This window comes from Loktanella fryxellensis, from assembly GCF_900110065.1.
GTDB classification, from domain to species: domain Bacteria; phylum Pseudomonadota; class Alphaproteobacteria; order Rhodobacterales; family Rhodobacteraceae; genus Loktanella; species Loktanella fryxellensis.
In genome coordinates this window covers 23,276-48,968 of the sequence record NZ_FOCI01000011.1, presented here as the reverse complement: position 1 = coordinate 48,968, position 25,693 = coordinate 23,276, and the positions used below count along the sequence as shown (strand labels likewise).

General features: G+C 69.1%; 22 protein-coding genes. 9 read left to right on the top strand and 13 right to left on the bottom strand.

What is annotated here, in order from left to right; all coding sequences use genetic code 11:
* Positions 1–195: 195 nt before the first annotated feature.
* The 4 genes from modC to BMX16_RS09865 all read right to left on the bottom strand — a co-directional run bounded on the left by modC (position 196) and on the right by BMX16_RS09865 (position 3,232).
* The gene (gene modC, locus BMX16_RS09880; protein ID WP_089902716.1) at positions 196–1,272 is read right to left on the bottom strand and encodes a molybdenum ABC transporter ATP-binding protein; all 1,077 of its coding nucleotides are present in this window, start codon (positions 1,270–1,272) and stop codon (positions 196–198) included.
* Complete coding sequence (modB, locus tag BMX16_RS09875; RefSeq protein ID WP_089902529.1) at positions 1,272–1,970, bottom strand: molybdate ABC transporter permease subunit; 699 nt, start codon at positions 1,968–1,970, stop codon at positions 1,272–1,274. The genes modC and modB overlap by 1 nt, the downstream gene beginning before the upstream one ends.
* A 47-nt stretch (positions 1,971–2,017) precedes the next feature.
* Positions 2,018–2,782 carry a molybdate ABC transporter substrate-binding protein gene (gene modA / locus BMX16_RS09870; protein WP_089902526.1) on the bottom strand — a complete coding sequence of 255 codons (765 nt, stop codon included), beginning with the start codon at positions 2,780–2,782 and terminating at the stop codon, positions 2,018–2,020.
* 63 nt (positions 2,783–2,845) lie between these two features.
* A complete protein-coding gene (locus tag BMX16_RS09865) occupies positions 2,846–3,232 on the bottom strand; it encodes a winged helix-turn-helix domain-containing protein (RefSeq protein WP_089902523.1) in 387 nt (128 codons plus the stop codon).
* Positions 3,233–3,335: 103 nt separating this feature from the next.
* Between BMX16_RS09865 and BMX16_RS09860 the strand changes: the two genes are divergently transcribed.
* From BMX16_RS09860 to BMX16_RS09840, 5 genes are all read left to right on the top strand, one after another.
* A complete protein-coding gene (locus BMX16_RS09860; protein ID WP_089902520.1) occupies positions 3,336–3,635 on the top strand; it encodes a hypothetical protein in 300 nt (99 codons plus the stop codon).
* Positions 3,632–4,543 carry a DUF6635 family protein gene (locus BMX16_RS09855; RefSeq protein ID WP_089902517.1) on the top strand — a complete coding sequence of 304 codons (912 nt, stop codon included), beginning with the start codon at positions 3,632–3,634 and terminating at the stop codon, positions 4,541–4,543. Before BMX16_RS09860 ends, BMX16_RS09855 begins: the two co-directional genes overlap by 4 nt.
* A gap of 194 nt (positions 4,544–4,737) precedes the next feature.
* Positions 4,738–5,475: a trehalose-phosphatase gene (otsB, locus tag BMX16_RS09850; RefSeq protein WP_089902514.1), complete on the top strand. Its 738-nt coding sequence runs from the start codon at positions 4,738–4,740 to the stop codon at positions 5,473–5,475.
* Positions 5,472–6,839: an alpha,alpha-trehalose-phosphate synthase (UDP-forming) gene (locus BMX16_RS09845; RefSeq protein ID WP_089902511.1), complete on the top strand. Its 1,368-nt coding sequence runs from the start codon at positions 5,472–5,474 to the stop codon at positions 6,837–6,839. Before otsB ends, BMX16_RS09845 begins: the two co-directional genes overlap by 4 nt.
* Before the next feature lie 108 nt (positions 6,840–6,947).
* A complete protein-coding gene (locus tag BMX16_RS09840) occupies positions 6,948–7,943 on the top strand; it encodes a hypothetical protein (protein ID WP_089902506.1) in 996 nt (331 codons plus the stop codon).
* A 106-nt stretch (positions 7,944–8,049) separates the two neighbouring features.
* On the opposite strand, the gene BMX16_RS09835 is transcribed toward BMX16_RS09840, so the two are convergent.
* Together BMX16_RS09835 and BMX16_RS09830 are read right to left on the bottom strand one after the other, a co-directional pair.
* A complete protein-coding gene (locus tag BMX16_RS09835) occupies positions 8,050–8,463 on the bottom strand; it encodes a VOC family protein (protein WP_089902502.1) in 414 nt (137 codons plus the stop codon).
* Between the two features lie 151 nt (positions 8,464–8,614).
* Positions 8,615–9,361 carry an SIMPL domain-containing protein gene (locus tag BMX16_RS09830; protein WP_089902499.1) on the bottom strand — a complete coding sequence of 249 codons (747 nt, stop codon included), beginning with the start codon at positions 9,359–9,361 and terminating at the stop codon, positions 8,615–8,617.
* Positions 9,362–9,507: 146 nt separating this feature from the next.
* Here BMX16_RS09830 and BMX16_RS09825 point away from each other — a divergent pair, with 146 nt between their 5' ends.
* Together BMX16_RS09825 and BMX16_RS09820 are read left to right on the top strand one after the other, a co-directional pair.
* The gene (locus BMX16_RS09825) at positions 9,508–12,459 is read left to right on the top strand and encodes a hypothetical protein (RefSeq protein WP_089902496.1); all 2,952 of its coding nucleotides are present in this window, start codon (positions 9,508–9,510) and stop codon (positions 12,457–12,459) included.
* Between the two features lie 103 nt (positions 12,460–12,562).
* Positions 12,563–14,455, top strand: coding sequence for a monovalent cation:proton antiporter-2 (CPA2) family protein (locus BMX16_RS09820; protein WP_089902493.1), 1,893 nt, complete (start codon positions 12,563–12,565; stop codon positions 14,453–14,455).
* Between the two features lie 144 nt (positions 14,456–14,599).
* Here the strand turns inward: BMX16_RS09820 and BMX16_RS09815 are convergent, their stop codons facing one another.
* Positions 14,600–14,923, bottom strand: a complete 324-nt coding sequence (locus tag BMX16_RS09815; protein ID WP_089902490.1) for a 2Fe-2S iron-sulfur cluster-binding protein — start codon at positions 14,921–14,923, stop codon at positions 14,600–14,602.
* Positions 14,924–15,087: 164 nt separating this feature from the next.
* Here BMX16_RS09815 and BMX16_RS09810 point away from each other — a divergent pair, with 164 nt between their 5' ends.
* Positions 15,088–15,615 carry a peptidoglycan-binding domain-containing protein gene (locus BMX16_RS09810; RefSeq protein ID WP_177174629.1) on the top strand — a complete coding sequence of 176 codons (528 nt, stop codon included), beginning with the start codon at positions 15,088–15,090 and terminating at the stop codon, positions 15,613–15,615.
* A gap of 29 nt (positions 15,616–15,644) precedes the next feature.
* Here the strand turns inward: BMX16_RS09810 and BMX16_RS09805 are convergent, their stop codons facing one another.
* The 6 genes from BMX16_RS09805 to BMX16_RS09780 all read right to left on the bottom strand — a co-directional run bounded on the left by BMX16_RS09805 (position 15,645) and on the right by BMX16_RS09780 (position 22,967).
* Complete coding sequence (locus BMX16_RS09805; protein ID WP_425434020.1) at positions 15,645–17,204, bottom strand: trypsin-like peptidase domain-containing protein; 1,560 nt, start codon at positions 17,202–17,204, stop codon at positions 15,645–15,647.
* A gap of 300 nt (positions 17,205–17,504) precedes the next feature.
* Positions 17,505–18,518, bottom strand: coding sequence for a protease modulator HflC (gene hflC, locus BMX16_RS09800; protein ID WP_089902484.1), 1,014 nt, complete (start codon positions 18,516–18,518; stop codon positions 17,505–17,507).
* Entirely contained in the window at positions 18,518–19,753 is a 1,236-nt protein-coding gene (hflK, locus tag BMX16_RS09795) for an FtsH protease activity modulator HflK (RefSeq protein WP_089902481.1), read from the bottom strand. Before hflK ends, hflC begins: the two co-directional genes overlap by 1 nt.
* A gap of 74 nt (positions 19,754–19,827) precedes the next feature.
* Positions 19,828–21,321 (bottom strand): FAD-dependent oxidoreductase, encoded by a 1,494-nt coding sequence (locus BMX16_RS09790; RefSeq protein ID WP_089902478.1) that lies wholly within the window; start codon positions 21,319–21,321, stop codon positions 19,828–19,830.
* A gap of 97 nt (positions 21,322–21,418) precedes the next feature.
* Complete coding sequence (gene rpiA / locus BMX16_RS09785; RefSeq protein ID WP_089902475.1) at positions 21,419–22,207, bottom strand: ribose-5-phosphate isomerase RpiA; 789 nt, start codon at positions 22,205–22,207, stop codon at positions 21,419–21,421.
* A 94-nt stretch (positions 22,208–22,301) separates the two neighbouring features.
* Positions 22,302–22,967 (bottom strand): thiamine diphosphokinase, encoded by a 666-nt coding sequence (locus BMX16_RS09780; protein WP_177174628.1) that lies wholly within the window; start codon positions 22,965–22,967, stop codon positions 22,302–22,304.
* Between the two features lie 140 nt (positions 22,968–23,107).
* Between BMX16_RS09780 and BMX16_RS09775 the strand changes: the two genes are divergently transcribed.
* Complete coding sequence (locus tag BMX16_RS09775; RefSeq protein ID WP_089902469.1) at positions 23,108–25,651, top strand: hypothetical protein; 2,544 nt, start codon at positions 23,108–23,110, stop codon at positions 25,649–25,651.
* The last annotated feature ends 42 nt before the right edge of the window (positions 25,652–25,693 follow it).

Genomic DNA, 25,693 nt, shown 5'->3' with positions numbered 1-25,693 from the left:
AACCGTAAACGAACCGGGGGCGGAACGGGAAGGTAAGGGCAGCCTAGGGGGAATCTACCTACAAACACCTGAAAAAGCTAGTGTTTTAAGGTGTAGAGAGGGCTGTGAAGGGGCGCAGGCGACCGACTTCTAATCAGGATGTTGGGGGTTCGAGTCCTCCCGGGATCGCCAGTCACACCACACCGCAGCCGCAGCCTAACCCACGTCATCGGGGGCGATGGCGACGGACTTGATGATGGCATGCGCGGTTGTGCCGGGCGCAAGGTCCAGCGCTTGCGCCGACCGGGCGGTGATCCGGGCAAGGACCACGCCCGCAGGGGTCGACAGCCGCACCATCGCACCGGGGCCCTGCCCCTGCCGGATGGCAGTGATCGTGCCGGGCAGGATGTTCAGCGCCGAAAGCCCCGTTGGCCTGTCGCGCGCCAGGATCACGTCATGTGCCGCGATCCGCAGGCGGACCGATGTGCCGGGCGCCATGGCGATGCGCGGCACGAACAGGGCGATCCCGCCAGCGTCGAGTTCGCTCAGCCCATCCGCATGATGGCGCCGCAAGGTGGCGGCGATCACCGCACCGGCGCTGCGGATGCCCAGCGGGGCCACGTCCGGATCGCCCAGCACCTGCGCTGCCGTCCCGATGCCCGTCACCCGGCCCCCTTCCAGCGCCACGACGGTGGTGGCGATCCGCGCCACCTCGGCGGGTGCGTGGCTGACATACAGGATCGGGACCTGCACCTCGTCGCGCAACCGCTCCAGATAGGGCAGGACCTCGGCCTTGCGCGCGTCGTCGAGGGCGGACAACGGCTCGTCCGCAAGGATCAGGCGCGGTTGCGCCAGAAGCGCGCGCCCGATGGCCACGCGCTGGCGTTCGCCGCCCGACAGACCCGCCGGACGGCGGGCCAGCAGCGGACCGATCCCCAGCATCTCGAGCACGTGGGGCAAGGCGCGGGGACTGCGGCCCAGCCCGGCGAACCATGCGCCATAGATCAGGTTCTGGCGCACGGTAAGATGCGCAAACAGCCGCCCGTCCTGAAAGATGTAGCCCAGCCGTCGGCGATGCGGCGGCACGCGCAGGCCCCGGTCGGTATCCAGCAGCACGGTGTCGCCGACGGTGATCCTGCCCCGGTCGGGGCGCAAAAGGCCTGCCACGGCGTTGACGATGGTCGTCTTGCCGGACCCCGACCGCCCGAACAGGACGGTGACGCCGGGGGCTGCGTCGAAGGACACGTCCAGTTCGAAATCCCCCTGGCGGTGGGTCAGCGCCACCCGCAGCATCAGGCCCCCGCGATCCGGCGGGCGACGGCGCGGCTGACCCATTCGGACAGCAGCAGCGCCGCCATCGCGATCACGATGGCGACGACGACCAGCCGTGCCGCCTGCGCATCGCCGCCGGGCACCTGAAGGACGCTGTAGATCGCCGACGGCAGGGTCTGCGTCTGGCCGGGGATGTTCGACACGAAGGTGATCGTCGCGCCGAATTCGCCCATCGCCTTGGCAAAGGCGAGGATCAAGCCGGCGATCACGCCCGGCAGGATCAGCGGCAGCGTGACGGTGGCAAAGACCCATGCGGGTGATGCCCCCAGCGTCGCCGCCGCCTGCTCGATCCGGGGGTCCACCGCCTCGATCGCCAGCCGGATGGCGCGCACCATCAGCGGGAACGCCATCACGGCGGCGGCCAGTGCGGCGCCCGTCCAGCGAAAGGCCACGACGATGCCGAACCACTCCTCCAGCATGCGGCCCACGGCCCCCTGACGGCCGAAGGTCGTCAGCAGCAGATAGCCGGTGACGACCGGCGGCAGGATCAGCGGCAAAAGGACGAGGCCGTTCAGCACCTGCTTGCCCGGAAACTCCCACCGGGCCAGCGCATAGGCCACAAGGATGCCCAGCGGCAGGCTGCACAGTACGGCCCAGACCGACACCTGCACCGACAGGGCGACGGCCTGCCACGCGTCGGGGGGCAGCCAGTCAATCATGGAAAGCGGGCCGTCATGGAAAGCGGTCCGTCATGGAAAGCTGGCCGTCATGGCAGGACCACGAATCCCTGCGCCGCGAACACCGCGTCGGCCGCATTTTCGGTCAGGGCAGCAAGAAAGGCGCTGTCGGCAGCGTCGGCGGCGCCGGTCAGCAGTGCGCCGGGGTAGACGATGGGCGGATGGTTGTCTGCGGGAAACGTGCCGACGACTTGCACGCCGGGTTCGGCCACCGCGTCGCTGCCATAGACGATGCCGTAAGGTGCCTCGCCCAACGCGACAAAGGCGAGGGCCGCGCGCACGTTGTCGGCTTGTGCCACCTCCGGCGCGACCGCCTCCCACGCGCCGAGGGTGTCCAGCGCCGCCTTGCCGTATTGCCCGGCGGGCACGCTGTCCACCAACGCCATCGCCAGCTTGCCGTCGCCCAAGAGCCCCGCCAGATCGACGCCGGGCACAAGATCGACGGGGCCGGCATCGGGCCCGCCCACCAGCACCAGCGTGTTGCCGAAGAGGTCGGCCCGCGTGCCGGGTGCTGTCAGGCCCGCGCCCTCGACCTCGTCCATCCAGTTGACCGCCGCCGACAGAAAGATGTCGGCAGGCGCACCGGCGATGATCTGCATGGCAAGCTGGTTCGATCCGGCATAGCTGACGGTCACGGTGTGACCCGTCGTCGCCTCGAACTCCGCAGCGACCGCATCCAGCGCGGTCTTGAGCGAGGCCGCGGCGAACACCACCACCTCTTCGGCGCGACTGGGCGTGGGGGTCAGCGCCAGCCCGACCACCCAGGCGGAGATCAGCGGTGCGGTGCGGTTCATCGGCGGCCTCCGTTGATATGTTTCACGAAACATATCGACCGGCCACAGGGCGTCGCGCAAGCGTTATTTCCCATCGGGAATATCCGCCAGCAGCGCGGAGAAGGCCGCCAGTTCCGCCGCACCGGCCTGCGCCGCAGCCGCTTCGACCGCGCGGTAGTGATCCAGCACCGCACGCCCTGTGTCGGTCAGCACCGCGCCACCACCGCCCGGCCCGCCGCGCGTGCTGGTGACGACGGGGGCGCTGAACATCGCGTTCAGCGTGCCGATCAGTTCCCACGCGCGCTTGTAGCTCATGCCCATCCCGCGCCCCGCCGCCGCGATGGACCCTGTCGCGGCGATGCGGTCCAGCAATTCCGCCTTGCCCGGCCCCATCGCCCCCGCCGCCCCCAGGGCGATGCGGATGCGCAGGCGGGGCTGGCGGGTGTCGTCGGGCGCGGCGTCATCGGGCATGACCCGGTGATGCCAGAGCGGTGACGGATCTGGCAAGTCCCTTGCACCAGCGGCCGCAGGCAGCCACTGGTGCGGACCCGGCCAAGGTTCTAGACCCGTCGACATGGACAAGCTGCGATCCCTCTGGCTGGGCGATCTGCCCCTGCGCGACGCCTTCTGGGGCTGGGCGGTGCGCGGCGGACTGACCGTCAACGTCACCACCACACTGCTCTTTCTGTGGCTGGTCAGCCGCGACCAGCCGTGGCTGGCGCTGGCGCTGGGGTATGGCTGTTCGGTCCCTTACAACATCGTGGCCGTCATCGGCGTCTGGCGGTCCGCCGCGCGCCACGACGGGTTGCCCCTGCACGCGGATCTGGCGCGGGGCACCGTCATCGCGCTGATGGCCGTGTTGAGCGTGCTGTGACGCACCCGGCCTCCCGCACGGCCCGCGTCGATGCCTTTGCCCGGCGCCATTTCCTGTGGCCCGGCACCCTGCGCCTGCACCGGCAGGCGCTGGGCTGGGACATCCTGCGCGCGCCCGTCAACGTGCTGCTGGCGCCCGTTGCGCTGGTGCTGCGGGCCCTGGCTTGGGTGCTGACCCGCCTGCGTCTGCCACGCGCGGCGGCGATGCTGCGCCGTCCCCGCCTGCTGCTGCGCACCGCCGTCGCCGCCCGGGTCGAGGCGCTGGTGCTGGCCGATCTGCTGGACGTGCCGCTCGACGCCCGCACAGCCGCATCCGACCGGGCGGCTCTGGCGCAGGCGGTGCTGGCGGCACCCGCGTTGCGGGACGCGGTGCGCAGGTGCGGCGACGTGGCGGGCGCGCGGGGCATGGCCGACCGCATCGTGACAGCCGTCGCCGACTATTCCGGCACGCGCGCCGCCTTGTCGGAAATAACGACCGCCCTTCTGACGCTGATCCTGGGTGCCATCGCGTTTCATGCGGTGACGCCGGGTGCCATCTCGATCGCGCCACGGCTGGCAGGCGCGATGAGCAAGGTCGCGGCCATCGCGGCCTTTCCCTTGGGCGATACGCTGGGCGGCGTCTGGTATGGGGCGTTTCCGGTGGGCACGCCGCTGTGGCTGACGCTGGCGTTGCTGGTGGCGCTGATCGCCGCCGCTTCGCTGGTCGCGGCCTTTGCCGGGGTGCTGGCGGACCCGGTGCAGGTGTGGACGGGCCTGCATCGCCGCCGTCTGCTGCGTCTGCTCGCCACCTGCGACGCCGCGACCGAAGGCGCCACCGACCGCCCCTTCGCAACCCATGAGCACCTCGCGGTGCGGGTGTTCGACCTGTGGGACGCCCTGCTGCTGGTGCTGCGGTCGTTCCGCGGCTGACCCGGCGGTGCAGGGCGGCGCCATGGCCAGCAATCCGAAAACGTGGGAACACCGGCCTGTCCCGATACGTTGGTCGCATGACATGATCAGGACACACGACCGGAGGAACGGCCCATGCCAAGACCTGACGACAGGTGCCCCATGCCGCAACGGCCCTGCGGCAGACATCAAGCCCAACCCTCGGACAGGCGCCCATGACCGACGGGACACTGACCGACATTGACCTCGACACGTTGTGCCTGTTCCTCGACTTCGACGGCACGCTGGTGGATCTTGCGCCCACGCCGGACGGCATCGCCGTCCCTGCCGGACTGCCGTCGCTACTGACCCGCCTGCATGCGCGGCTGGACGGCCGACTGGCCCTGATATCGGGGCGCGAGGTTGCGGTGCTGGACGGGTTCATCCCGGGCTATCCCGGTGACATCCACGGGGCGCATGGTGCGGAATGGCGGATGGGCGGCACCTACACCGCGCACCCGATGGCGGAGGGCAGCGTGGTGCGTGCCGCACAGGCGCAGGCGCAGGCCGCCGCCGGTTCCCTGCCCGGCCTGACCATCGAGACGAAGCGCACCGGCGTCGTGATCCACTACCGCGCGGTGCCCGCAGCAGAACCCCATGCGCGTGCCATCGCACAGATGATTGTGGCCGATGCGCCGGGGATGGAACTGCATCCGTCCAAGCTGGCGTACGAGATCCGGCCCGACGACGTGGGCAAGGCGGACGCCGTGGCGCGGGCGATGGCCGGGCAGTCCCCCGGTCTGGTCCCGCTGATGATCGGCGACGACCTGACCGACGAGGCGGCGATGGTCCGCGCCATGGCACTGGGCGGGGCCGGCGTGCGCGTCGGTCCGGGCGAAAGTGTCGCCCGGTGGCGGCTGGACGACCCCGGCGCGGTTCTGGACCTGCTGACGTTGTGGGCGGACAGGACGTGACCGGGCGCACCGTCATCGTGTCGAACCGGGTGCCGTCGGATGGTCCGCCGTCGGGCGGGCTGGTCGTGGCCCTGCACGACTGCCTGCGGGCACGCGGCGGGGTGTGGTATGGTACGTCCGGCCAGATCGCAGATGCGCCGCGCGACACCTTCGACGACGTGCCGGGCGACGGCTATGCGATCCGCACGTTCGATCTGACGCAGGACGAATACGACCGCTATTATCTGGGCTACGCCAATTCGGTCCTGTGGCCGCTGTGCCACCGGCGGGCGGACCTGATGGCGTTGCAGGCCGGTGACTTCGACGCCTATCTTGGGGTCAACCGCAGGCTGGCGCAGATGATGGCGGCGGAACTGCGCCCCAACGACCTTGTCTGGATCCACGATTACCATTTCCTGCCGCTGGCCGCCTGCCTTCGCGAGGCCGGTGTGACGGCCACGATCGGCTATTTCCACCACATCCCGTTTCCCGCCGTCCACGACCTGTTGGCCCTGCCCGAACACGACGCCTTTCCGGGCTGGATCGCGGCCTATGATCTGGTGGGCCTGCAGACCGGCCGCGATGTGGCGGCAGCGCTCGAGATGGTGCGCAATCTGGCCGGGGCTGAACACCTGCGCGACGGCGCACTGCACTATGGCGGACGCAGGTTCGAGGTGCGCAGCTTTCCCATCGGGATCGACGCACGGTCCTTTGCGGCGGACGCGGGTCACGGCGATGGCCGGGCGCTGCTGAACCTCGCCCCTGCCGAGCGGCTCGTGATCGGCGTCGACCGGCTGGATTATTCCAAGGGGCTGGACAACCGCCTGCGCGCCTTCGGCACGTTCCTGCAGGCGCGGGCGGACGACAGCGTCCGCGCGTCGATGCTGCAGATCGCACCGCCCACGCGCGAAGAGGTCGCGGCCTATGCCCAGATTCGCGACGATCTGGAACGCATCACGGGACAGGTGAACGGGCTGCATTCGGATCTGGACTGGACTCCGATCCGCTACATCCATCGCGGCATCCCGCGCGCCACGCTGGCCGCGCTCTATCGCGCGGCGGACGTGGGATTCGTGACGCCGTTCTGCGACGGGATGAACCTGGTCGCCAAGGAGTTCGTGGCCGCTCAGGACCCGGACGATCCCGGCGTGCTGATCCTGTCGCGCTTTGCCGGGGCCGCCGAACAGATGTCGCAGGCGCTGCTCGTCAATCCATATGACATCGAGGAGATGGCCACGGCACTGGCGGACGCGCTGGTCATGCCCCGGCCCGAGCGGCAGGCGCGCCATGCAGAGTTGCTGTCGGGTGTGATGCAAGAGGACGTGGCGCACTGGACCGACAGCTATCTGCGCCGCATGACCCGTCTGGCGGATGCAAAGGCGTGACGGGGACGGGCCCTTCGGCAGCGTGAGAGCAGCACGACGGCTGGTCAGGGTCCGGCGGCGACCCTATGCTGGGACATGGCGCGCCATGCAGGCGGCGAGAGAGTGACGATGACAGCGACGGCCGCAGACCGCTTCAACATCATGATCGTGGGACAGGGGGGGCGGTTGCAGCACGAGGCGCTGCTGTTCGCGGCGTCCCTGCGCGAGATGTCTCCGGGTTTCGCAGGGCGCCTCATCGTCGCCGAACCGCAACCCGGCCCGCGCTGGGACGACGATCCACGGATGGACGACACCTTTCGCGCGGCCCTGACCGAATTGGGCGCCGAAGTCGTGGGGTTCGAGAGCCACGCCTTTGGCAGCAGCTATCCCTATGGCAACAAGATCGAGGGGCTGGTGACGCTGCCTGCGGACGAGCCCTTCGTGTTCTTCGACACGGATACGCTGGTGACCGGCGATCTGGCGGCGATGCCGTTCGATTTCAACCGCCCGGCCGCGTCCATGCGGCGCGAGGGCACATGGCCGGTCGAAGAATTGTACTGGCCGGGTCACACGGCGGTGTGGAAGTCGCTTTATGACAAGTTCGGGCTGGATTTCGCGTCGAGCCTCGATCTGTCGCAGCCCGAGGACCATTGGGAACGCTATCTCTATTTCAATGCGGGCTGGTTCTTTGGCGCGGATCCCGTGGCGTTCCACCGCCGCTTTCTGGACTGGGCGGTCGCGGTGCGCGACGATGCCCCGCCGGAACTGGTGATCCAGCCGCTCGACCCGTGGCTGGACCAGGTGGTGCTGCCGCTGGTGATCCACAGCTTCGGCGGCGGGCGACCGGGGCCGGACCTGTCGGGTCTGGACGGTGACGTGACCTGCCACTACCGCGTGCTGCCGCTGTTCTATGCCCGCGAAAGCGACCGCGCCGTGCAGGTGATGGAGGCGGTGACCGCCCCCAACCGGATCAAGAAGCACCTCAAGGGTCACGAGGCCTTCAAGCGGATGATCTATCAGGGTCGCGGCCAGAAGGTGCGGGCGATGTTCGACCGCGACGCCCTGCCCCGCCGCGAGGCGCAGATCCGGAACCAGATCAAGGCGGCGGGATACTGGGTCCGGTAAGGCGCAGCCAGATGGCGAGTAGCGGCGTTGACCGGGGCCAGCCCCGGACCCCGGGATATTTGGGACCAGAAGAATGACAGGACGATGGCCTGCTGGCGCGCGCGCGTCAGCTGGCGAACAGCTGGTCGTCGTCGGCGAAGCCCTTGATCTCGATGGGATTTCCGGACGGATCGCGCAGGAACATCGTCCATTGTTCGCCCGGTTCGCCCTTGAACCGGACCGAAGGGGCGAGGATGAAATCGGTCTGCCGCTCTTCCAGCCGGCCCGCCAGCAGGGTCCAGTCGGTCAGCGGCAGGACCACGCCGAAATGCGGCATCGGCACCATGTGATCGCCGACGCGGCCCGTGTCGGCACTGGCGAAGGGTGTGCCGAGGTGGCACGACAGCTGGTGGCCGAAGAAGTCGAAATCGACCCAGGTGTCGGTGGACCGGCCCTCTGTAGCGCCAAGCGCACCGGTATAGAATTCGCGCGCCTGATCCAGATCGGTAACGTGGAAGGCAAGGTGGAACGGGTGCGGCATGGTGGCGGTCCTTTGCGACAGGATGATGTCGGCTTTCCCTAGCGGCTGTGCGGGCGGTTGCCCAGTGCCGTGCGATGATCGCGGACTGCGGCCGTCGCCGGAGGAACAGGTGCATGCGGGGCAGGCGTCGCCGCCTGCCCCGCCCACAGGGTCAGTCGGCGCTGGTGCCGTAGATCATGGTCACGTCGGCTGCGATCGTGATCTGGCCTGCGGCGACGGGCACCGCCTCGGCGCTGTCCATCGCCATGCGCATCATCGGCTGCGGCATCCCGCCGGATGCTGCACCCTCGGTCAGGCTCTGCACCGGACCCAGGCTTAGGCCGGCCGCCTCGGCGAACAGCGTGGCCTTGCCCGCCGCGTCCGCGACGGCGGCGCGGCGGGCCTCGTCCAGCGCGGGCTTGCGGTCGGCCAGATCGAAGGTGATGCCGTTCATCTGGTTCGCCCCGTCCTGCACCACCGCATCCAGCGACTGGCCCAGCGCGGTCAGGTCCATGACCCGCACCATGACGTCGGTGACGGCGAGGTAGCCGGTGACGTTGGAGCTTTGCGTGGGCTCGTTGTAGCGCATCTGCGGCTCGACCCGCAGGCTGCTGGTCTGGATGTCGTCCGTCGCGATGCCGGCGGTGGCGAGGGCTGTCAGCACGGCGTCCATGTCGGCGCTCATGCTGCGCACCGCGTCGGCGGCCGTGTCGGCCTGACGGGCGACGCCGATGGCGATGGTCGCCATGTCGGGGGCCACGCGGACCTCGCCGGTGCCGACGACCGTCAGGGTCGCGTCACGGACCGGCGCGGACGCCGGGACCGGTGTCGGTGCGGGTGGAGGGGGCGGTGTCTGTGCCAGTGCGGGCAGCGCCGTGGCGGACAGCATCACGGCGGCGGCGATGGGACGGAATCTCATGAACGTGATCTTTCCATTGGGTGTTGAACAGGCGGGGGTGCGCCGCCGGGTGTGTGAACGGCTTGGCCTTTGTCGGGTTCTGCGTTAGCCTGTTGTCACGGAAAACATCCGCTTTCCAGATCCGTACAGGGACCGATAGCCAGCCGATGACACCCAATTTCGCACTCTCGCTGTCCTTCGACGGTATCGCACTGCTGCAACGGGTGCCAGACGGCTGGTATCCCGTGGGCGAGGTGCCGCTGGACGCGCCCGATCTGGGCGCCGCACTGGGACGGCTGCGCGAAGCGGCGCTGGCCCGCGCGCCCGGCGGCCTGCGGACGAAACTGGTGATTCCCGCCGATCAGATCAGGTTCATGTCGCTGGCGGACGACACCGCGACCCTCGCCGATGTCGAGGCGGCGCTGGAGGGCAAGACACCCTACACGCTGGACGAGCTGGCGGTGGATTTCGAGGTGACCGGCGGGCGCACCCATGTCGCCGCCGTCGCACAGGAAACGCTGGACGAGGCGGAAGCCTTTGCCGTCGAACATGCGTTCAATCCGGTGGCCTTCGTGGCCGTGCCGGAACCCGGCACCTTCGCGGGCGAAGTCTTTTTCGGGACGACCCGCGCCGCCGGCGTGACGCAGGTCGACCGCGACGACCGCCCCGTGACTTTCGGCGGCGCCAGCGGCAAGGCTGCCGCCGATGTGCCGTCCGATGCACCCGTGCAGGCGGCGGCAGTCAGTGCACCGGTCGTCGATCAGCCGGTCGCCGCACCGGAGGGACCGGATGCGGTGCAGAATGGCGTCACCTTCGCCTCGCGCAACCGGACCGGCGCGGGTGCCGCCACGGCCGGGTCGGCACCGGACGGCGCAACCGTGACCGCCCCCGCAGTAGCTGGAACGGCCGGTGTCTGGGCCGCCAGCATCGGCGCGGCCGCACCACGGGACGGTGTCATAGCCGAGACCGCCGTCCCGCATGCGGCACCGCCTGCCAGCACGACGCCGAACGACGCGCCGTCAGGGCCGTCCGCCACCCGCGGCCCCGTCGCGTCCAAGGCCGCACCGCGTGGAACGCCCGTGCCACCGCCCGCACCGGAGCCGCTGTTCAGCCATCGCAAGACGCAGCCCCCGGTGGCGGCCACCGGCGGTCCGGCGCGTGCGGGCATGTCGCCCGGCGATATCCCGCCGACACCCGCCGCCCCGCATGCGGCGTCGAACGGACCCGTCGTGCGTGCGCCATCCACTTTTACCGCCGGGGCCGCGACCGCCAAGGCGGGCACAGCCGAACGGATGCCGACCCCGCCCCGTGCCGCGCCTGCGACGGGACCGTCGCCACGCCGCGGCGCCGCCCGCGCGACAGGATCCCCGGGGGCACCCGTCTCCGCGCCGGTGTCGGCGGTGGCCGCAGCGGCGGGCGCCTTGCCGCGCATCGCGCAATTCGCACAGGCCGCACGCGCCGCGACGACGCGCGCCATCCAGGACCGGGCCGCCAAACCGCGGACCGCCACCACGCCAGATCAGCGGGACGACGCTGCTGCGGCGACGGCGACCACCGCCGGTGCGCGCGGCAAGCCCCGGTTCCTCGGGTTGATCATGACCGGCATCCTGTTGCTGGTGCTGCTGCTCGTCGGCCTCTGGGCCTCGACCCTGCCGGCAGGTGGCGTCGCCGCCTGGTGGCGCGGGGATGATCCCGCCGTCGCCACGGCCAGCGAAACCACGCAACCGGACCCCGTCAGTGTCGCCGTGACCACCCCGCCACCGGGCGCGGCGGCTGCGGCGGAACCCGTGACCGCAGTGGACACAGACATGCCCGTTGCCGTGGCCGACGACACCGCCACCACCACGGCCATCCCCACCACGACGGGTCAGGTGCTGACCCCGGACGAGGCCGACCGGATCTATGCGGCGACCGGCGTCTATCAGCGGGCGCCCCGGATCGCGGTCATGCCGCGCAGCGCCGCCCTTGGCGATGTGGCGCCGGTGGCCTCCGTGCCACCGCCCGCCACCGCAGAACAGCCCGCACCGCTGGCTATGGCGCTGGCCACGCCGGACGCGGTCATCCCCCCGCAGGCGGTACCACCGGCCCCCACGGACACCTTTGTCCGCGACGCGCGTGGCAACATCGCCGCGACGCCAGAGGGCACGGTGACGCCGCAGGGTGTGGTGGTGATCGCAGGCAGCCCCGATCTGCGCCCCGTCGCCCGCCCGCAGGGCGCTACCGTCGCAGACAGCACATCCGCCGCACCGCCGATCGCGCCCGTCGCACGGCCCGCAGCGCTGGCAGCCGGTGGCGTGACGGTGACCACGCCGCCCGCCGCCACCGACACGACGGCGCCGGGGGACGTGACCGTCATCGCCGGGCCACCGCCGCTGCGGCCTGTCCTGCGCCCCGCTGCGGCAGAGGAGGCGGCATTGCCACCCGCCCCGCCGCCCGCAGCCTTCGCCGATGTCCGTCCGGTGCTCCGGCCCGCCGGGCTGGCGCCACCGGCGGCTGCGGTGGCGATTGCCGCCTATACCGGATCGCGGCCCGTGCTGCGCCCGGCTGGCCTTGCCCCCGACGCAGTCCCTGCGGACCCCGCCATCGAGGACGCCGTGGCCGCCGCGGCAGCAGAGGCAGAGGCCCCGGCCGCCGACATCAACGCGGTCGCCGCAGCCATTGCCGCCGCAGCCCCGGAGCGCAGCAGTTTCGTGAACCGCACGGCGCTGGCCGTCAGCGTGGCGCGCAGGCCGGACACGCGCCCGCGCAACTTTGCGCAGGTCGTGGCCCGCGCGCAAGAAGCGGCTGCACCGCCGCCTGCCGCCGCCGCCGCAGCGCCAGCCTCTGCCCCCGCCGCCACACCGGTCGCTGCCACCACGGTGGCCCCCAGCGGACCCGTGCCCGGCGGCGTGGCGCAGGCTGCGACGCGCAACGATGCGATGAACCTGCGGCAGATGAACCTCGTCGGGGTCTACGGCAAACCGAACCAGCGCCGCGCACTGATCCGCTTGGGCAATGGGCGTTATGTAAAGGTCGAGATCGGCAGCGCGCTGGATGGCGGTCAGGTCACGGCGATCGGCGACAACGCCCTGAACTTCGTCAAGCGCGGCCGCACCTATGCGCTGGTCCTGCCGGGCTGACGGGCGACACGCCTGCCCCAGCACATCCGTACGCGCCGCATCCTGAAACGGCAGCCGCGCGACAGCCATTGCACCGGCTGCGACCGCTTGCGATAGCTGGGCTATGGAAACCTTTCTGTTGCAGGCGACGATCTACCTCGGTGCGGCGGTCATCGCGGTGCCGCTGGCGGCGCGTCTGGGACTGGGATCGGTGCTGGGCTACCTCGCGGCCGGGATCGTCATCGGCCCGCTGACCGGCCTCGTGGGATCGGAGGCGCAGGACATCCAGCATTTCGCGGAGTTCGGCGTCGTGATGATGCTGTTCCTCATCGGGCTGGAGCTGGAGCCGCGCACCCTGTGGGGCATGCGCGACCGTCTGATCGGGCTTGGCGGGTTGCAGGTCCTGCTGACGACGGCCGTGATCGCGGGCGTCTGCACATGGCTTGGGTATGCGCCGCAGACCGGGCTGGCGATCGGGCTGATCCTGGCGCTGTCGTCGACCGCCATCGTCCTGCAAACCCTGACCGAAAAGAACCTGATGCGCACGCAGGGCGGACGCTCCACCTTCTCGGTGCTGTTGACGCAGGACATCGCCGTGATCCCGATGCTGGCGCTGTTGCCGCTGCTGGCGATTGCCGACGGCACACCCGTCGCGGATGCAGAGGCGCACGCCGCCCTGTCATTGGTCGACGGGCTGCCCGGTTGGGGCGTCACGCTCGTCACCGTGGCCGCCGTCGCGGCGGTGGTGCTGACGGGCATCTATCTGACCCGGCCCGTATTTCGCTATATCCATCACGCCCATCTGAGAGAGATGTACACCGCACTCGCGCTGCTGATCGTCGTGGGCATCGCCGTGCTGATGGGCACCGTCGGCCTGTCGCCCGCCCTCGGCGCGTTCCTGGCCGGTGTCGTGCTGGCCAACTCGGAGTTCCGGCACGAGCTGGAAAGCGATCTGCAGCCGTTCAAGGGGCTGCTGCTGGGGCTTTTCTTCATCACCGTGGGGGCCGGAATCGACTTTGCGCTGCTGGCGGCGCAACCGCTGGCTATCGCGGCGGCCGTGGCCGGCCTGATCGCGATCAAGGGCGGCATCCTTTATGCGCTGTCGCGGCTGTTCCGCATGGGCGGCAAGGACCGCTGGCTGTTCACGCTGGGGCTGGCGCAGGCGGGCGAGTTCGGTTTCGTGCTGGTGTCCTTCGCCACCCAGCGGGCCGTTCTGGACCCGGGCATGGGACAGATGCTGCTTCTGGTCATAGCACTCAGCATGCTGGCCACGCCGCTGCTGTTCCTCGGTTACGGCTGGCTCAGCGCGCGGATGGACGACGACGACCCCAAGCCCGACGCGGACGAGATCGCGGAACACGGCACGGTCATCATCGCGGGCACCGGGCGCTTTGGGCAGATGGCGAACCGGCTGATCCGGTCCGCCGGGTTCACCACCGTCGTCATCGACAACGATCCGGCGACGATCGAAACGCTGCGCACCTTTGGCATCCACGGGTATTTCGGCGATCCGACGCGTCCCGACCTGCTGGCCGCCGCAGGGATCGGGACAGCCCGCGTGATGATGGTCGCAGTGGACGACAAGGATGCGGCGACGCGCCTCGTGGCCTATGTGCGGCGGATCAGACCCGACATCCGCATCATCGCCCGGGCCCGCGACCGGGTGCATGTCTATGAACTCTATGCGGCGGGTGCCGACGACATCGTGCGCGAGATGTTCGACAGCTCGCTCCGCGCTGGTCGCTATGCGCTGGAGACGCTGGGTCTGAGCGCCTTCGAGGCGGCAGAGGTGCAGGCGATCTTCTATCAATCCGACCGGGCCATGGTGCGGGAACTGGCGACACTGTGGAAACCCGGGGTCCCGGTCGCGCAGAATGCCGCCTACGTCGCCCGGGCACGGCAGCTGAATGCGGATCTGGAAACCGCCCTCGCCGCCCGTGCGCAAAGCGGCGAGGATGGCGGGACCGTCATCCCCGGTGACGGGACCGCTGCGGACCAGAACCGTCGCGCCGACTGACGCACCGACACGCCACGTGTGCGGTGCAGACCGCACGCAGCACCGACCGTTGCGTCAGTGCTGCGCCTTTGCGTTCGCAAACACCGTGAGCACCCGCGAAGAACCACGGACCGGTGCCGCAGTTTTCGTCTGGTGCAGGCAGCGTCAGATCTGCCGTTCGGGCATCTGCACCCGCAGGCCGTCCAGCGCATCGCTGACCTTCAGCTGACAGGTCAGGCGCGACCGGCTGGGATCGGGCTGATAGGCGAAATCCAGCATGTCCTCTTCCATCGCGTCCTTGGCGGGCAACCTGTCGACCCAGGCCGGATCGACATAGACGTGGCAGGTGGAACAGGCGCAGGCACCGCCGCAGTCGGCCTCGATTCCGGGGATGCCATTGTCGCGCGCCCCTTCCATCACGGTCAGGCCGGACCTGACTTCGACGACGTGTTCCTTGCCGCCGTGTTCGACATAGGTGATCCGGGCCATGCGCTGTTCCTTCTGCGACTGTAACGGTCCCGTTCTAGGGGATGGCCCCGCCCCCTGCCAGTCACATTTCAGCCGTCACAAATCCGCCGCAGCGCGCGGGCGACCCACGCCACCCCCTATCGTCCGCAGGGCGGCCCGATTATGTAAGGCGCGAGGGATTTCAGATGCATGCACCGTCACAGCTTTGCCGACTGGGCCAGACCGCTGCCATGGTCCTGCTGACCGCCTGCGGTGCGGCACAAGGCCCCGATGCACAATCCGCCCCCATCGTCATCGCGATGGGAGAGATCGAGACGGATGCGGCTGGCCGCTGCTTTGCCATGACCGCCCCGCAGACGCAGACCAACATCGTAGAGGACACGGTCGAAGTCGTGCCTGCCCAGCGCGCGGCTGATGGTACCGTTACGCAGGCCGCTGTGTTGCGCCGTGTGTCGCGACCGCAGACGGTGGCGGTTGGTCCCGGCGCGCGGTTCGAAACGCTTTGCCCGCCCGCCTACACGGTCGCCTTCGTACAGACCCTGCAGCGCGCCCTGCTGATCCGTCGCTCCTATGCGGGTCCGATCACAGGGCAGTACGATACCGCGACACGCGAGGCTGTCGCGGCGTTCCAACGCAACCGCGATATCGACAGTTCGTTGCTGTCCGTCGATGTCGCCCGCGATCTGGGCATCACCGCCGTCCCGCGCACCTGAGGGCGCAGAACGGCGGCGCGCCGCCGCGATCACTCGCTGTCGGTGGAACCATCATCCAGCGACAGCGCCAAAAACCGCGGGTCGCCGCCACGGCGGACCAGCAGCAGCACGGAGGTCTGCCCCGCATCGACCGCATCGTCGATCCGGGCCTGCAACTCCTCGATGGTGGTGACAGGCTGCTGGCCCGCATCGGTCAGCAGATCACCTGCGACCAACCCCTTGGATGCCGCATCCGATGCGGGATCGACGGCGGTGATGACCAGACCTGCGCGGTCGTCGAGACTGTATTCTTCGGTCAGTTCCGGCGTGACCGGCGACAGGGTCAGACCCAGGATTTCGCCGCCACTTTCTGCGGGGGCCTCCTCCTCGGTGTCGGAGCCCGGGAAGGCGGTCGCCTCGTCCGTCTCGCGGCGGCCCAACGTCACGTCGATCGTGATCTCCTCGCCAGCGCGCAGCACCTGCATCGGCACGACGGCACCGACTGCGGAATTGCCGACCATCCGTACCAACTCGCGGGTATCGGCGATTTCGGTGCCCTCATAGGTCAGGATCACGTCGCCGGATTCCAGACCCGCCTCTTCCGCAGGGCCCGGCGGCACGTCGGTGACCATCGCGCCGCGCGCGGTGTCCAGCCCGTCGATGGCGCTGACCATGTCCGGCGTCAGGTCCTGAATCCGCACGCCCAGCCAGCCCCGGCGGGTTTCGCCGAATTCCTGCAACTGGTCGATCACGGTGCCCACGACCTCGGCCGACATCGCGAAACCGATGCCGATGGACCCGCCGTTGGGCGACAGGATCGCTGTGTTCACGCCGATCACCTGCCCTTCCATGTTGAACAGCGGTCCGCCGGAGTTGCCGCGGTTGATCGCGGCGTCGGTCTGGATGTAGTCGTCGTAGGTGCCCGACAGTGCCCGGTTGCGCGCCGAGACGATGCCCGCGCTGACCGAGAAGCCCTGCCCCAGCGGGTTGCCCATCGCCATGACCCAGTCGCCGACCTGCGCGCCGATACCGTTGCTGTCACCGAATTCGACGAACTTCAGCGGATCGGGATACTCGACCTTCAGCAGGGCGATGTCGGTGTTGGGGTCCGTGCCGACCAGCGTGGCAGGCAGCAGCTCCGACGGCTGACCAGAGCCGGGAAAGAACTCGATCTCGATCTCGTCGGCACCCTCGATGACGTGGTTGTTGGTCACGATGAACCCGTCCTCGGAAATGACGAAGCCGGAGCCCAGCGCGCTGGACCGCTGCGGTCCGCCGCCGCCGGGGCCGTTTTCGAGGTCGTTGAAGAAATCCTCGAACGGCGACCCTTCGGGCACGATGCCCTGAAGGCCGTCGTTGCCCGCGACCGTCGTGGAGGTGGTGATGTTCACCACGGACGGGCTGACCTGTGCGGCAAGATCGGCAAAGGTCAGCGGACGGTCTGCGACGGAGCCGGGCAGCGCCTCGGTCGTCTCGGCCGGGGTGGTCGCGGGATCGACCTGTGCGGCAGCGGGCAGGGTCTGCGACAGCACCAGCGCCGTGGACAGCGCCAGACCCGCCAGAAGGCTGCGGGGATCGGTGGTGGAACGGGCGATGGCGGTGATCCTCACGGGCGGACTCCTTGATGGGGATGCGGGATGCGACGGGTGTCGCAGGGGCGCAGATGTTGTGTTGCGGCATAAGCTAGGCCGCAAACGGGCGGACGCAAAGTGTCATTGCGGTTTGTGACCGGAACGTGACCCTTTGTCCGGCCAAGGGTGGCCTGATGCACGACGCGGGCGGGCCGCAGGCACGCACGGCGCCGTGAAAAACCCAACGGAGCCGTAAAAACGCAACGGGGCCGGTGCATGCACCGACCCCGTCTTCCGTGCCGCCGCCCCCGAAAGGTCGGCGGCCTTGTCACGCCTGCATCAGTTCGATGCGGTCGCCGTATCGGGTTGCGCGCCACCCGGGGCCGGGGCCAGGTCCGGTGCAAGCTGCGCTTCCGGTTCTGCCGCAGGGGCGGCATCGGCACCCGCAGGGGCCGGATCGGCTGCCGCCGTGGCCGCTCCGCCGTCACGTCCCACATCGGAACCGAGATAGTCGAAGAACTCAGAATCCGGCGACAGCACCATCGACGACCGGCCCTGTGCGGCGAACCGCTGATAGGCGGTCATCGAGCGGTAGAACTCGAAGAACTCGGGGTCCGCACCGAAGGCACCGGCGAAGATCGCGTTGCGCTCGGCGTCGGCCTCGCCTCGGGTGATTTCGGCCTGACGCTGGGCGTCCGACACCAGTTCCACCACGGTCCGGTCGGCGGCAGAGCGGGTCTGCTGTGCTGCCTCGTTACCACGGGCGATCTCGTCTGCAGCCTCGCGCTGACGCTCCGCCATCATCCGCTCGTAAGTGGCGTTCAGGTTCTCGGCCGGCAGGTCCGTGCGCTTGAGCCGAACGTCGATGACTTCGATCCCCAGCGCTTCGGCCTGCGTGATCGCGCCGTTGCGGATGCGCAGCATCAGTGCTGCCCGGTCCACCGACAGGATGTCGTTGCTGGCCACGGTACCCAGCACGTTCCGGGTCACGGTGCGCAGGATGCCATCCAGACGCTGTGCGGCGATTTCTTCGCCACCGGCACCGACGGCCTGACGGAACTGTTCCACGTCCGCGATGCGGTACCGCGCAAAGGCATCGACAATCAGACGCCGGTCGTCGGACGGCGTCACCTCCAGCGGTTCCAGATCGCGCGACAGAATCCGGTCGTCATAGCGCACGACGTTCTGGATGAACGGGATCTTGAAGCCCAGACCGGGGCTTTCCTGAACTTTCACGATCTGGCCGAATTGCAGGACCAGCGCCTTCTGGCGCTCGTCCACGATATAGACCGACGAAATGCCGGTCACGAGCAATACCAGCAGAACCGGCAGCAGGACGATGGACTTGCGCATCAGTTGGTTCCTCCGGTGGCGGGGGTCGTCGCGGTGGGCGTGGCGATGCCCGTGTTGTTCACGGCTGCGGGGGCCGCAGCCGGATTGGCGGCCCGGTTGCCGGACCCCAACTCGTTCAGCGGCAGATAGGGCACGACACCTTGTCCGCCCGCATCGTCGAGGATGATGGTATCGACGCCGCCAAGGACACCTTCCATCGTTTCCAGATAGATGCGCTTGCGCGTCACTTCGGGCGCCAGCGCGTATTCGGTCAGAACCGAGGTGAAGCGCGACGCTTCACCGGCGGCTTCGTTCACGACGCGCGCACGGTAACCTTCGGCCTCCTGCACGATCTGGTCGGCCTGACCGCGGGCCTCGGCCTCGACCCGGTTTGCATAGGCGTCGGCCACGTTGCGCAGGCGGTCGCGCTCCTGCTCGGCGTCCTGCACCTGACGGAAGGATGCGATCACCGGCTCCGGCGGATCGGCGCGGTCGAAGTTCACCCGCACGATGTTGATGCCGGAGTTATAGGTGTCCAACGTCGTCTGGATGTCGTTCCACAACCGGCTTTCGATCGTGCCGCGGTCGCGGTTCAGGATCGGCGCAAGGTCGGTCTGCGCGATGATCTCGCGCATGGCGGATTCGGCAACGGCTTGCACCGTCACGGCCGGATCGGCGAGGGTGAACACGAAGTTTTCCGCGTCCTTCACGTTCCAGACCACCTGAAAGTCGATATCGACGATGTTCTCGTCGCCGGTCAGCATCAGGCCCGCTTCCATGCCGGTCTGCCCTTCGCCCACGTCGAAGGAGCGTTCGGTCGTGACCGGGATCACTTCGCGCGTCACGATGGGCCAGGGGGCAAAGTTCAGACCGGGTCCGTTGGTGGACTGGTAGCGGCCGAACATCAGCTCGACCGACTGCTCGTCCGGGCGCACGGTGTAGAAGGACGCAAAGCCCCACAGAACGGCCAGACCCAGCACGCCCAGACCGATGGTGCCCCGGGTCATCTTCGGCCCGCCGCCGCCCATCGGGCCGCCGTTGCCGGTGCCGCCGCCGCGACCGCCCATCAGCACCCGCAGCTGTTCGCGGCCACGGTTCATCAGATCGTCGATTTCAGGGATCTGCGGGCCTTCGCCCGGCCTGCGCGGCGGACGTGGCGGCGGGTTGCCGCCGCCGTTGCTGCCGCCATTGCCGCCGTTGCCGCCGCGATTGTCACCGCCGCCGCCCCCCCAGGGGCCCCCGCCATTACCTGCCATCGTGTGTCAGTCTTCCCATCGTTGTGATCCGTCGTGGACCGTCCTAGTTCACATCGGGCCAAAGCCCTGCGTTTTCAAGTCTTGCGCACCGGATGTCGCATGGTGACCATTTCCTCGGCCATGGTCGGATGGACGGCACAGGTGCGGTCGAAATCCTCTTTCGTGGCGCCCATCCTGATGGCGATGGCCGCCATCTGGATCATCTCGCCGGCGTGGTCCGCGACGATGTGACACCCCAGCACCTTGCGCGTCTCGGCGCTGACGACCAGCTTCATCATGACGCGGCCCGGCCCGTCGATGAACGCGGTCTGCATCGGGCGGAACGTGGTGGCATAGATCTCCGCCGCCTCGCCGCGCGCGGCGACCTGTTCTTCCGTCTCTCCGATGCTGCCCAGTTCGGGCTGCGTGAACACCGCGCTGGCGATCAGTTCGTGGTCCACCGCCGTGGGCTTGCCCTTGAACACCGTCTCGACAAAGGCCATGCCCTCTCGGATCGCGACGGGGGTCAGTTGCACCCGGTCGGTCACGTCGCCGATCGCATAGACGGACGGCACGTTGGTCTGGCTGTAGTCGTCCACCACGATCTCGTGGTGCCGGCCGAGGGTGACGCCCGCATCGTCCAGCCCGAGGTTGTCGGTGTTGGGCGCACGGCCCGTGGCGAACAGCACGTGATCGAAGACCGCTGAGGTCCCGTTGGTGGCGCGGGTCCAGATCGGCCCCGCCCTGCGTGACGCATCGGCCGCGTCGGGACGTTCGTCATCGGCCACGGGGCGTTCACCCGCCGGCAGCCCCATCGTCGCCACGCCGCCGCTGGCCGCGTCCGACCCCGACGGCACGGGCCCGCCCGGCCTGTCGCCTTCGCGGGTCATCTCGGTCAGCGACGTGCCGGTGTGGATGTCGATGCCGCGGTGGCGCATCGCCTCGGCCAGCAGCCCGCGCGCCTCGTCGTCGAAGCCCTTGAGGATCTGCGCGCCGCGCACATACATCGTCACCTTCACCCCAAGACCCGCCATGATGCAGGCGAATTCGCATGCGATATAGCCGCCGCCGACGATCAGCAGGGTCTCTGGCAGGCGGTCCAAAAGGAACATGTCGTTGGAGACGAGACCCCATTTCGCGCCGGTCACGTCCGGACGGACCGGATGGCCGCCCGTGGCGATCAGGATGTGCTTGGCCGTCACAGTTTTGTCGTCGCCGATCCGCACGGTATGCGGATCCTCCAACACCGCGCGGGCGTCGTGGATCTCGACCTTGGAGCCGTGCAGAAGCTTGCGATACACCGCCTCCAGGCGGTCGAGTTCGGCGTGCAGCTTGCCCCGGAACCGGGTCCAGTCGAAATCGCCCAACGTCGCGTCCCACCCGTAGGCCTGCGCCGCCGCGACCTGATCGGGATAGCCGGACGCATAGACCATCAGCTTTTTCGGCACGCAGCCGCGGATGACGCAGGTGCCGCCCATGCGGCTTTCCTCGGCCAGACCGACGCGGGCGCCGGTTTCAGCTGCCATGCGGGCCGCACGGACGCCGCCGGACCCGCCGCCTATCACAAAGAGGTCGTAATCGAATGACATGTGGCACCTTTTTCGGATGTGACCGGCAGCCTAGCGTCTAACCGGGGGAAAGGCCAACGCCCTGGGCAGCGGCGGGTTGCACCGCGTACGGGGTGGATCAGTCGTCCAGATCGGCGAACAGATTGTCATTGTCCTGCACGTCGTAGCGCGTCTCTTGCTGGGTGCCCGCGTTGATGTCGTGCACCGTCACGCGGCCATCGCCATACCCCGTGATCACGATGTCGCAGATGTCGATGAACAGCCCGTTCTCGACCACGCCGGGGATCTGGTTCAGCACCAGCGCCAGCTGCCGGGCGTTGCCGATCCGCGTCAGGTGCAGGTCGAGGATGTGGTTGCCTTCGTCGGTCACGAACGGCGTCTGACCGTTCATCCGCAGCGACGCGGTGGTGCCCATCACGTCAAGGCCGACGAGCGCCTCCTCGACCAGCGCCTTGGACGTTTGCCAGCCGAAGGGGATCACCTCGACCGGCAGGGGAAAGGCGCCCAGAGTCTCGACCTTTTTCGAGATGTCGGCGATCACGATCATGCGGTCGCTGGCCGTCGCCACGATCTTTTCCTGCAACAGCGCCCCGCCGCCGCCCTTGATCAGGTTCAGCGCGCCGTCGTATTCGTCCGCGCCGTCGATCGTCAGGTCCAGCCAGCGCGCCTCGTCCAGCGAGATGACGGGAATGCCAGCCGCCTGCGCCAGATCCGCCGTGCGCCGCGACGTGGGCACACCGGTGACGCGCAACCCGTCGTCGCGCACCATCTCGCCCAGGCAGCGCACCAGCCACGCCGCCGTAGACCCGGTGCCGAGGCCGAGCTTCATGCCGCTCTCGACATAGGTGCAGGCCCGCTTGGCGGCGACGAACTTGGCCTTGTCGATGGGGGACAGGTCGGCGGGCATGGGGCTGATCTCCTGCGATGCGATGGCGCGGTTATAGGCAGGGCACAGCCGCCGCGACAGTGAAAAACGACGGATCGGGGCGATGGCGCACCCGTCAGCGGCCCTGCGGGACCCCTGCGACGATGCCGGGCCATGCCGCCTGCGGCACGGTCAGTAGGACCGGCCCGGTCACGTGAAATCGCACCGGGCCGGGGCCCACCTGATTGGAACTGCTGACCAGACCGTCAGGCGCCATGGCTGCATCGTCCAGGTCCCAGCGCAGGCCGCGACTGGTGACCCGCGACAGTCCCAGCGGCAGCAGGGCCGCACGTGCACCGCGCGGCAGGTCCCACGCGCTTTCGCCCTGTGGCAACAAAACGCAGGCATCGCTGTCAGAGATCAGCACGACATGACCCGCCCCGCGCCGCGCCAGCACGCCCAACACCGCCAGCGTATGATCCAGCCGCCCGCCAAGGAACCCCGCCGCCATGATCAGTGGCGCGTCCACCCTTGAGAGGACCTTTTCGAAATCGGTACTGTCCTGTTCGGCGACGGGATGAAGGACGTTTGCAAAGGCCACCCGCGCCGCGGGACTGGCCGAATCCATGTCGCCGATCACCGCCAGCGGTGTCAGACCGGCTTTCAGGGCATGGTCGGCCCCGCCATCCGCCGCCACGACGATTGGCGCAGCGGCCAAGCAGATGCTAAGCTGATTGTCGTCTATATCGGCACCACCCAGCACAGTGACTGGTGACGCTGTGTGCACAATCCAATCGATCATGGCGGTATTGTCCCCCCGCTGGCGGCTTGCCTTGAAAGGGACACGAAAACAACCCCGCGCCACCCCGACCCGGTGCCGCATTGCGAACCAATTGGTGGTAAACACGCAATCACCGGCACTGGCAGAAAGCGAACGACATCATGGTCGACTCGAGCAAGATTCTTACGGTTTCCTATGGCACCTTCTCGTGCACGCTGGAGGGATTCGACGATTCCTTCTCGACGATGAAGGCGATTGCGGAATATTTCCGCGATCTTGCCGCCGGCGACCGTTACTTCGGGGCGGAACCGCCGACCCCGGACGCCGAGATGTTGACCCGCATCGCCGAGCGCGAGATCGCGCGGCGTGTGGAAATGCGCACCAGCGGCGACGGAATCGTGCTGCGCGCCCTGGATGCGAAGCCTGCGACAGCAGCACCCCAGACCCGGCATCCCGCGGAAACAACGGCAGCGGCGGACGAGATGGCGGTGCCGACCCCAGCGCCAGCCGCCGCAGCAGCGACGCCGGAGGCCGAGGCTGATGTCGGCACGCCTGCGCCGGCAGCGCAGACCCGGCCCGCGATGCCGCCGGTGCCGCAGGCACCGCTGCCCCGCGTCGCGGCACAGGTCGCAGCGCCGGCGCAGACGCAGACCCAGACGCGGACAGAGGCTCCGGCCCATCCCGACCCCGAAAGCGTCGCAGCAAAACTGCAGCGCATCCGTGCCGCCGTCGGCCACACGGCATCGCAACCCGCATCGCAGGCGGACGTGTATGCCGAGGATATCGAGGACGCGCAGGAGGTGCCCGACGCCGCAGCGCCGCCGACCGCACCGTTTGCTGCCACGCCCGACCCGGTTGCGGCAGACCTGGACGCGGCGTTTGCGCAGGTGGCGGACCCGACCCCCGCCGCACCGTCCGACCCCGTCGCCACCATCGCCGCGACGGCACCTGCGGCAATCCCGATGGTGGCCGACCAAGACGCCGTGCCCGATGCGGCCACGCAACCTTCGCCCTTGTCAGAGGCTGAAACGGACGCTGCCATCGCGCGGGCTATCGCCACGTTCGACGACGCACAAACGCCGCATGGCACGGACACAGCAGCAAGAGAAACGCCGTCGAGCGACGCACATCTGCCGCAGCACCCGTCTGCCCCCGCCGCGCCGGAGGCACCCCGCACGACGGCAGACGACACCGACGACCAGATCGACGCGGTGCTGCGCAACCTCGAACGGGCCGGGCTGCGGCAGACGCGCCGCGACGATGCGGACCAGAACGGTGCAGCTCATACTGGGGCGGCACAGGACGACGCGGAGCGGACCGGCACATCCGACGACACGCCAGCCGTCACCGCCGAGCCTGCGGAAATGCCTGCGCTGCCGCAGGCGCGGGAAGCGTCAGTGAACCCCGTCACGCCGCGCGCCCGGATCCTGCGCGTCACCCGCCGTCCGCGCCCCGTGGACGATGCGGCCCCCGGTGTGGTGGCCCCGGCAGATGCGGCGGCCGCGGTTGCCGCCGATCACGACGCGGTTCTGGATGCGGTCGCGGCAGCAGCACGCCCCGCCACGCCGCAGATGACCGCAGCGGCGGATGCCACGACCGATCTGATGCAGCGTGACACGGACCCGTCCGACGCCGTAGCAGACGAGCAGGCCGCGCAGCCTGTGGATCTGTCCGCCGACGACCAGCCCGACGAAACGGACGACGCGCAGATCGACGATCTGGACGACGCGCGCGACGCCGATCTGGACGCGGATCCGGAGGAGGATTGGCAGGCCGAGTATGTCGTACCGGCAGCACCGGCCGCAGTTTCGGTCGCGACCCTCGACGGGGCCGACGATCTGACCGGCTTTGACACCGCAGCCCCCAGCACCCTGTCGGATCACGACGAGGCCGACCTCCAGCGCACCCTCGCTGCGCTCAGCGGTATCAGCGTGAGCCAGCCATCCACCCCCCGCGTCGCCCGCGACATCGCCGCCGAGGGCCGCAACCGGCGCGAGCCGCTGCACGGCGCATCCGAGGCCGAGATGTCGCGCATCATGACGCAGGCCGATGCGCAACTGGCCGATCCCGGTGCCAGCCGCCGGCGGGACGCCATCGCGCATCTCAAGGCCGCCGTGGCCGCAACCGAAGCGGCGCGCCAACTGGGCGAGGCAGGCCCAGGCCGCGACAGCACCGAGGGCGTGTTCCGTCAGGACCTCGATCAAGTGGTGCGCCCGCGCCGGGCCGAACCGCGCCCCGACGCCGCGACCGACCGCCCCCGCCCCGCACCCCTGAAACTGGTGGCCAGCCAGCGCATCGACCTGGATCAGGACGCGACCGCCACGCGTCAACCGCTGGTGCAGCCGCGCCGGGTGTCGGTCGGGCCGGGGACGCCAGCCCAGCCTGCGGCAGCCGGGACGTCAGCCGAAACCGCGACCTCCTTCTCTGCCTATGCCAAGGCGATGGGTGCCACCGGCCTGCCCGATCTGCTGGAAGCGGCCGCCGCCTATACCGCCTTCGTCGAACGGTCGGAGGATTTCTCGCGGCCACACATCATGCAGAAGGTGCGCGAAACCTCGGACACCGAGTTCAGCCGCGAGGATGGCTTGCGGTCGTTCGGCACGCTGCTGCGGCAGGGCCGGATCGAACGGGTCCGCAATGGCCGCTTCGCGGTGTCCGACCAGATCCGGTTCAAGCCGGACCAGATCGCCGCCGACGGCCGGTAACCTTCGGTATCAACGGACGAAGGCAAACGGGCGCGGGGATCA

Excerpts from the sequence above, each read along its gene's own strand:
- modC (WP_089902716.1), bottom strand. The coding sequence starts at position 1,272 with ATGCTGCGGGTGGCGCTGACCCACCGCCAGGGGGATTTCGAACTGGAC.
- modB (WP_089902529.1), bottom strand. The coding sequence starts at position 1,970 with ATGATTGACTGGCTGCCCCCCGACGCGTGGCAGGCCGTCGCCCTGTCG.
- modA (WP_089902526.1), bottom strand. The coding sequence starts at position 2,782 with ATGAACCGCACCGCACCGCTGATCTCCGCCTGGGTGGTCGGGCTGGCG.
- BMX16_RS09865 (WP_089902523.1), bottom strand. The coding sequence starts at position 3,232 with ATGCCCGATGACGCCGCGCCCGACGACACCCGCCAGCCCCGCCTGCGC.
- BMX16_RS09860 (WP_089902520.1), top strand. The coding sequence starts at position 3,336 with ATGGACAAGCTGCGATCCCTCTGGCTGGGCGATCTGCCCCTGCGCGAC.
- otsB (WP_089902514.1), top strand. The coding sequence starts at position 4,738 with ATGACCGACGGGACACTGACCGACATTGACCTCGACACGTTGTGCCTG.
- BMX16_RS09840 (WP_089902506.1), top strand. The coding sequence starts at position 6,948 with ATGACAGCGACGGCCGCAGACCGCTTCAACATCATGATCGTGGGACAG.
- BMX16_RS09835 (WP_089902502.1), bottom strand. The coding sequence starts at position 8,463 with ATGCCGCACCCGTTCCACCTTGCCTTCCACGTTACCGATCTGGATCAG.
- BMX16_RS09830 (WP_089902499.1), bottom strand. The coding sequence starts at position 9,361 with ATGAGATTCCGTCCCATCGCCGCCGCCGTGATGCTGTCCGCCACGGCG.
- BMX16_RS09825 (WP_089902496.1), top strand. The coding sequence starts at position 9,508 with ATGACACCCAATTTCGCACTCTCGCTGTCCTTCGACGGTATCGCACTG.
- BMX16_RS09820 (WP_089902493.1), top strand. The coding sequence starts at position 12,563 with ATGGAAACCTTTCTGTTGCAGGCGACGATCTACCTCGGTGCGGCGGTC.
- BMX16_RS09815 (WP_089902490.1), bottom strand. The coding sequence starts at position 14,923 with ATGGCCCGGATCACCTATGTCGAACACGGCGGCAAGGAACACGTCGTC.
- BMX16_RS09810 (WP_177174629.1), top strand. The coding sequence starts at position 15,088 with ATGCATGCACCGTCACAGCTTTGCCGACTGGGCCAGACCGCTGCCATG.
- hflC (WP_089902484.1), bottom strand. The coding sequence starts at position 18,518 with ATGCGCAAGTCCATCGTCCTGCTGCCGGTTCTGCTGGTATTGCTCGTG.
- hflK (WP_089902481.1), bottom strand. The coding sequence starts at position 19,753 with ATGGCAGGTAATGGCGGGGGCCCCTGGGGGGGCGGCGGCGGTGACAAT.
- BMX16_RS09790 (WP_089902478.1), bottom strand. The coding sequence starts at position 21,321 with ATGTCATTCGATTACGACCTCTTTGTGATAGGCGGCGGGTCCGGCGGC.
- rpiA (WP_089902475.1), bottom strand. The coding sequence starts at position 22,207 with ATGCCCGCCGACCTGTCCCCCATCGACAAGGCCAAGTTCGTCGCCGCC.
- BMX16_RS09780 (WP_177174628.1), bottom strand. The coding sequence starts at position 22,967 with ATGATCGATTGGATTGTGCACACAGCGTCACCAGTCACTGTGCTGGGT.
- BMX16_RS09775 (WP_089902469.1), top strand. The coding sequence starts at position 23,108 with ATGGTCGACTCGAGCAAGATTCTTACGGTTTCCTATGGCACCTTCTCG.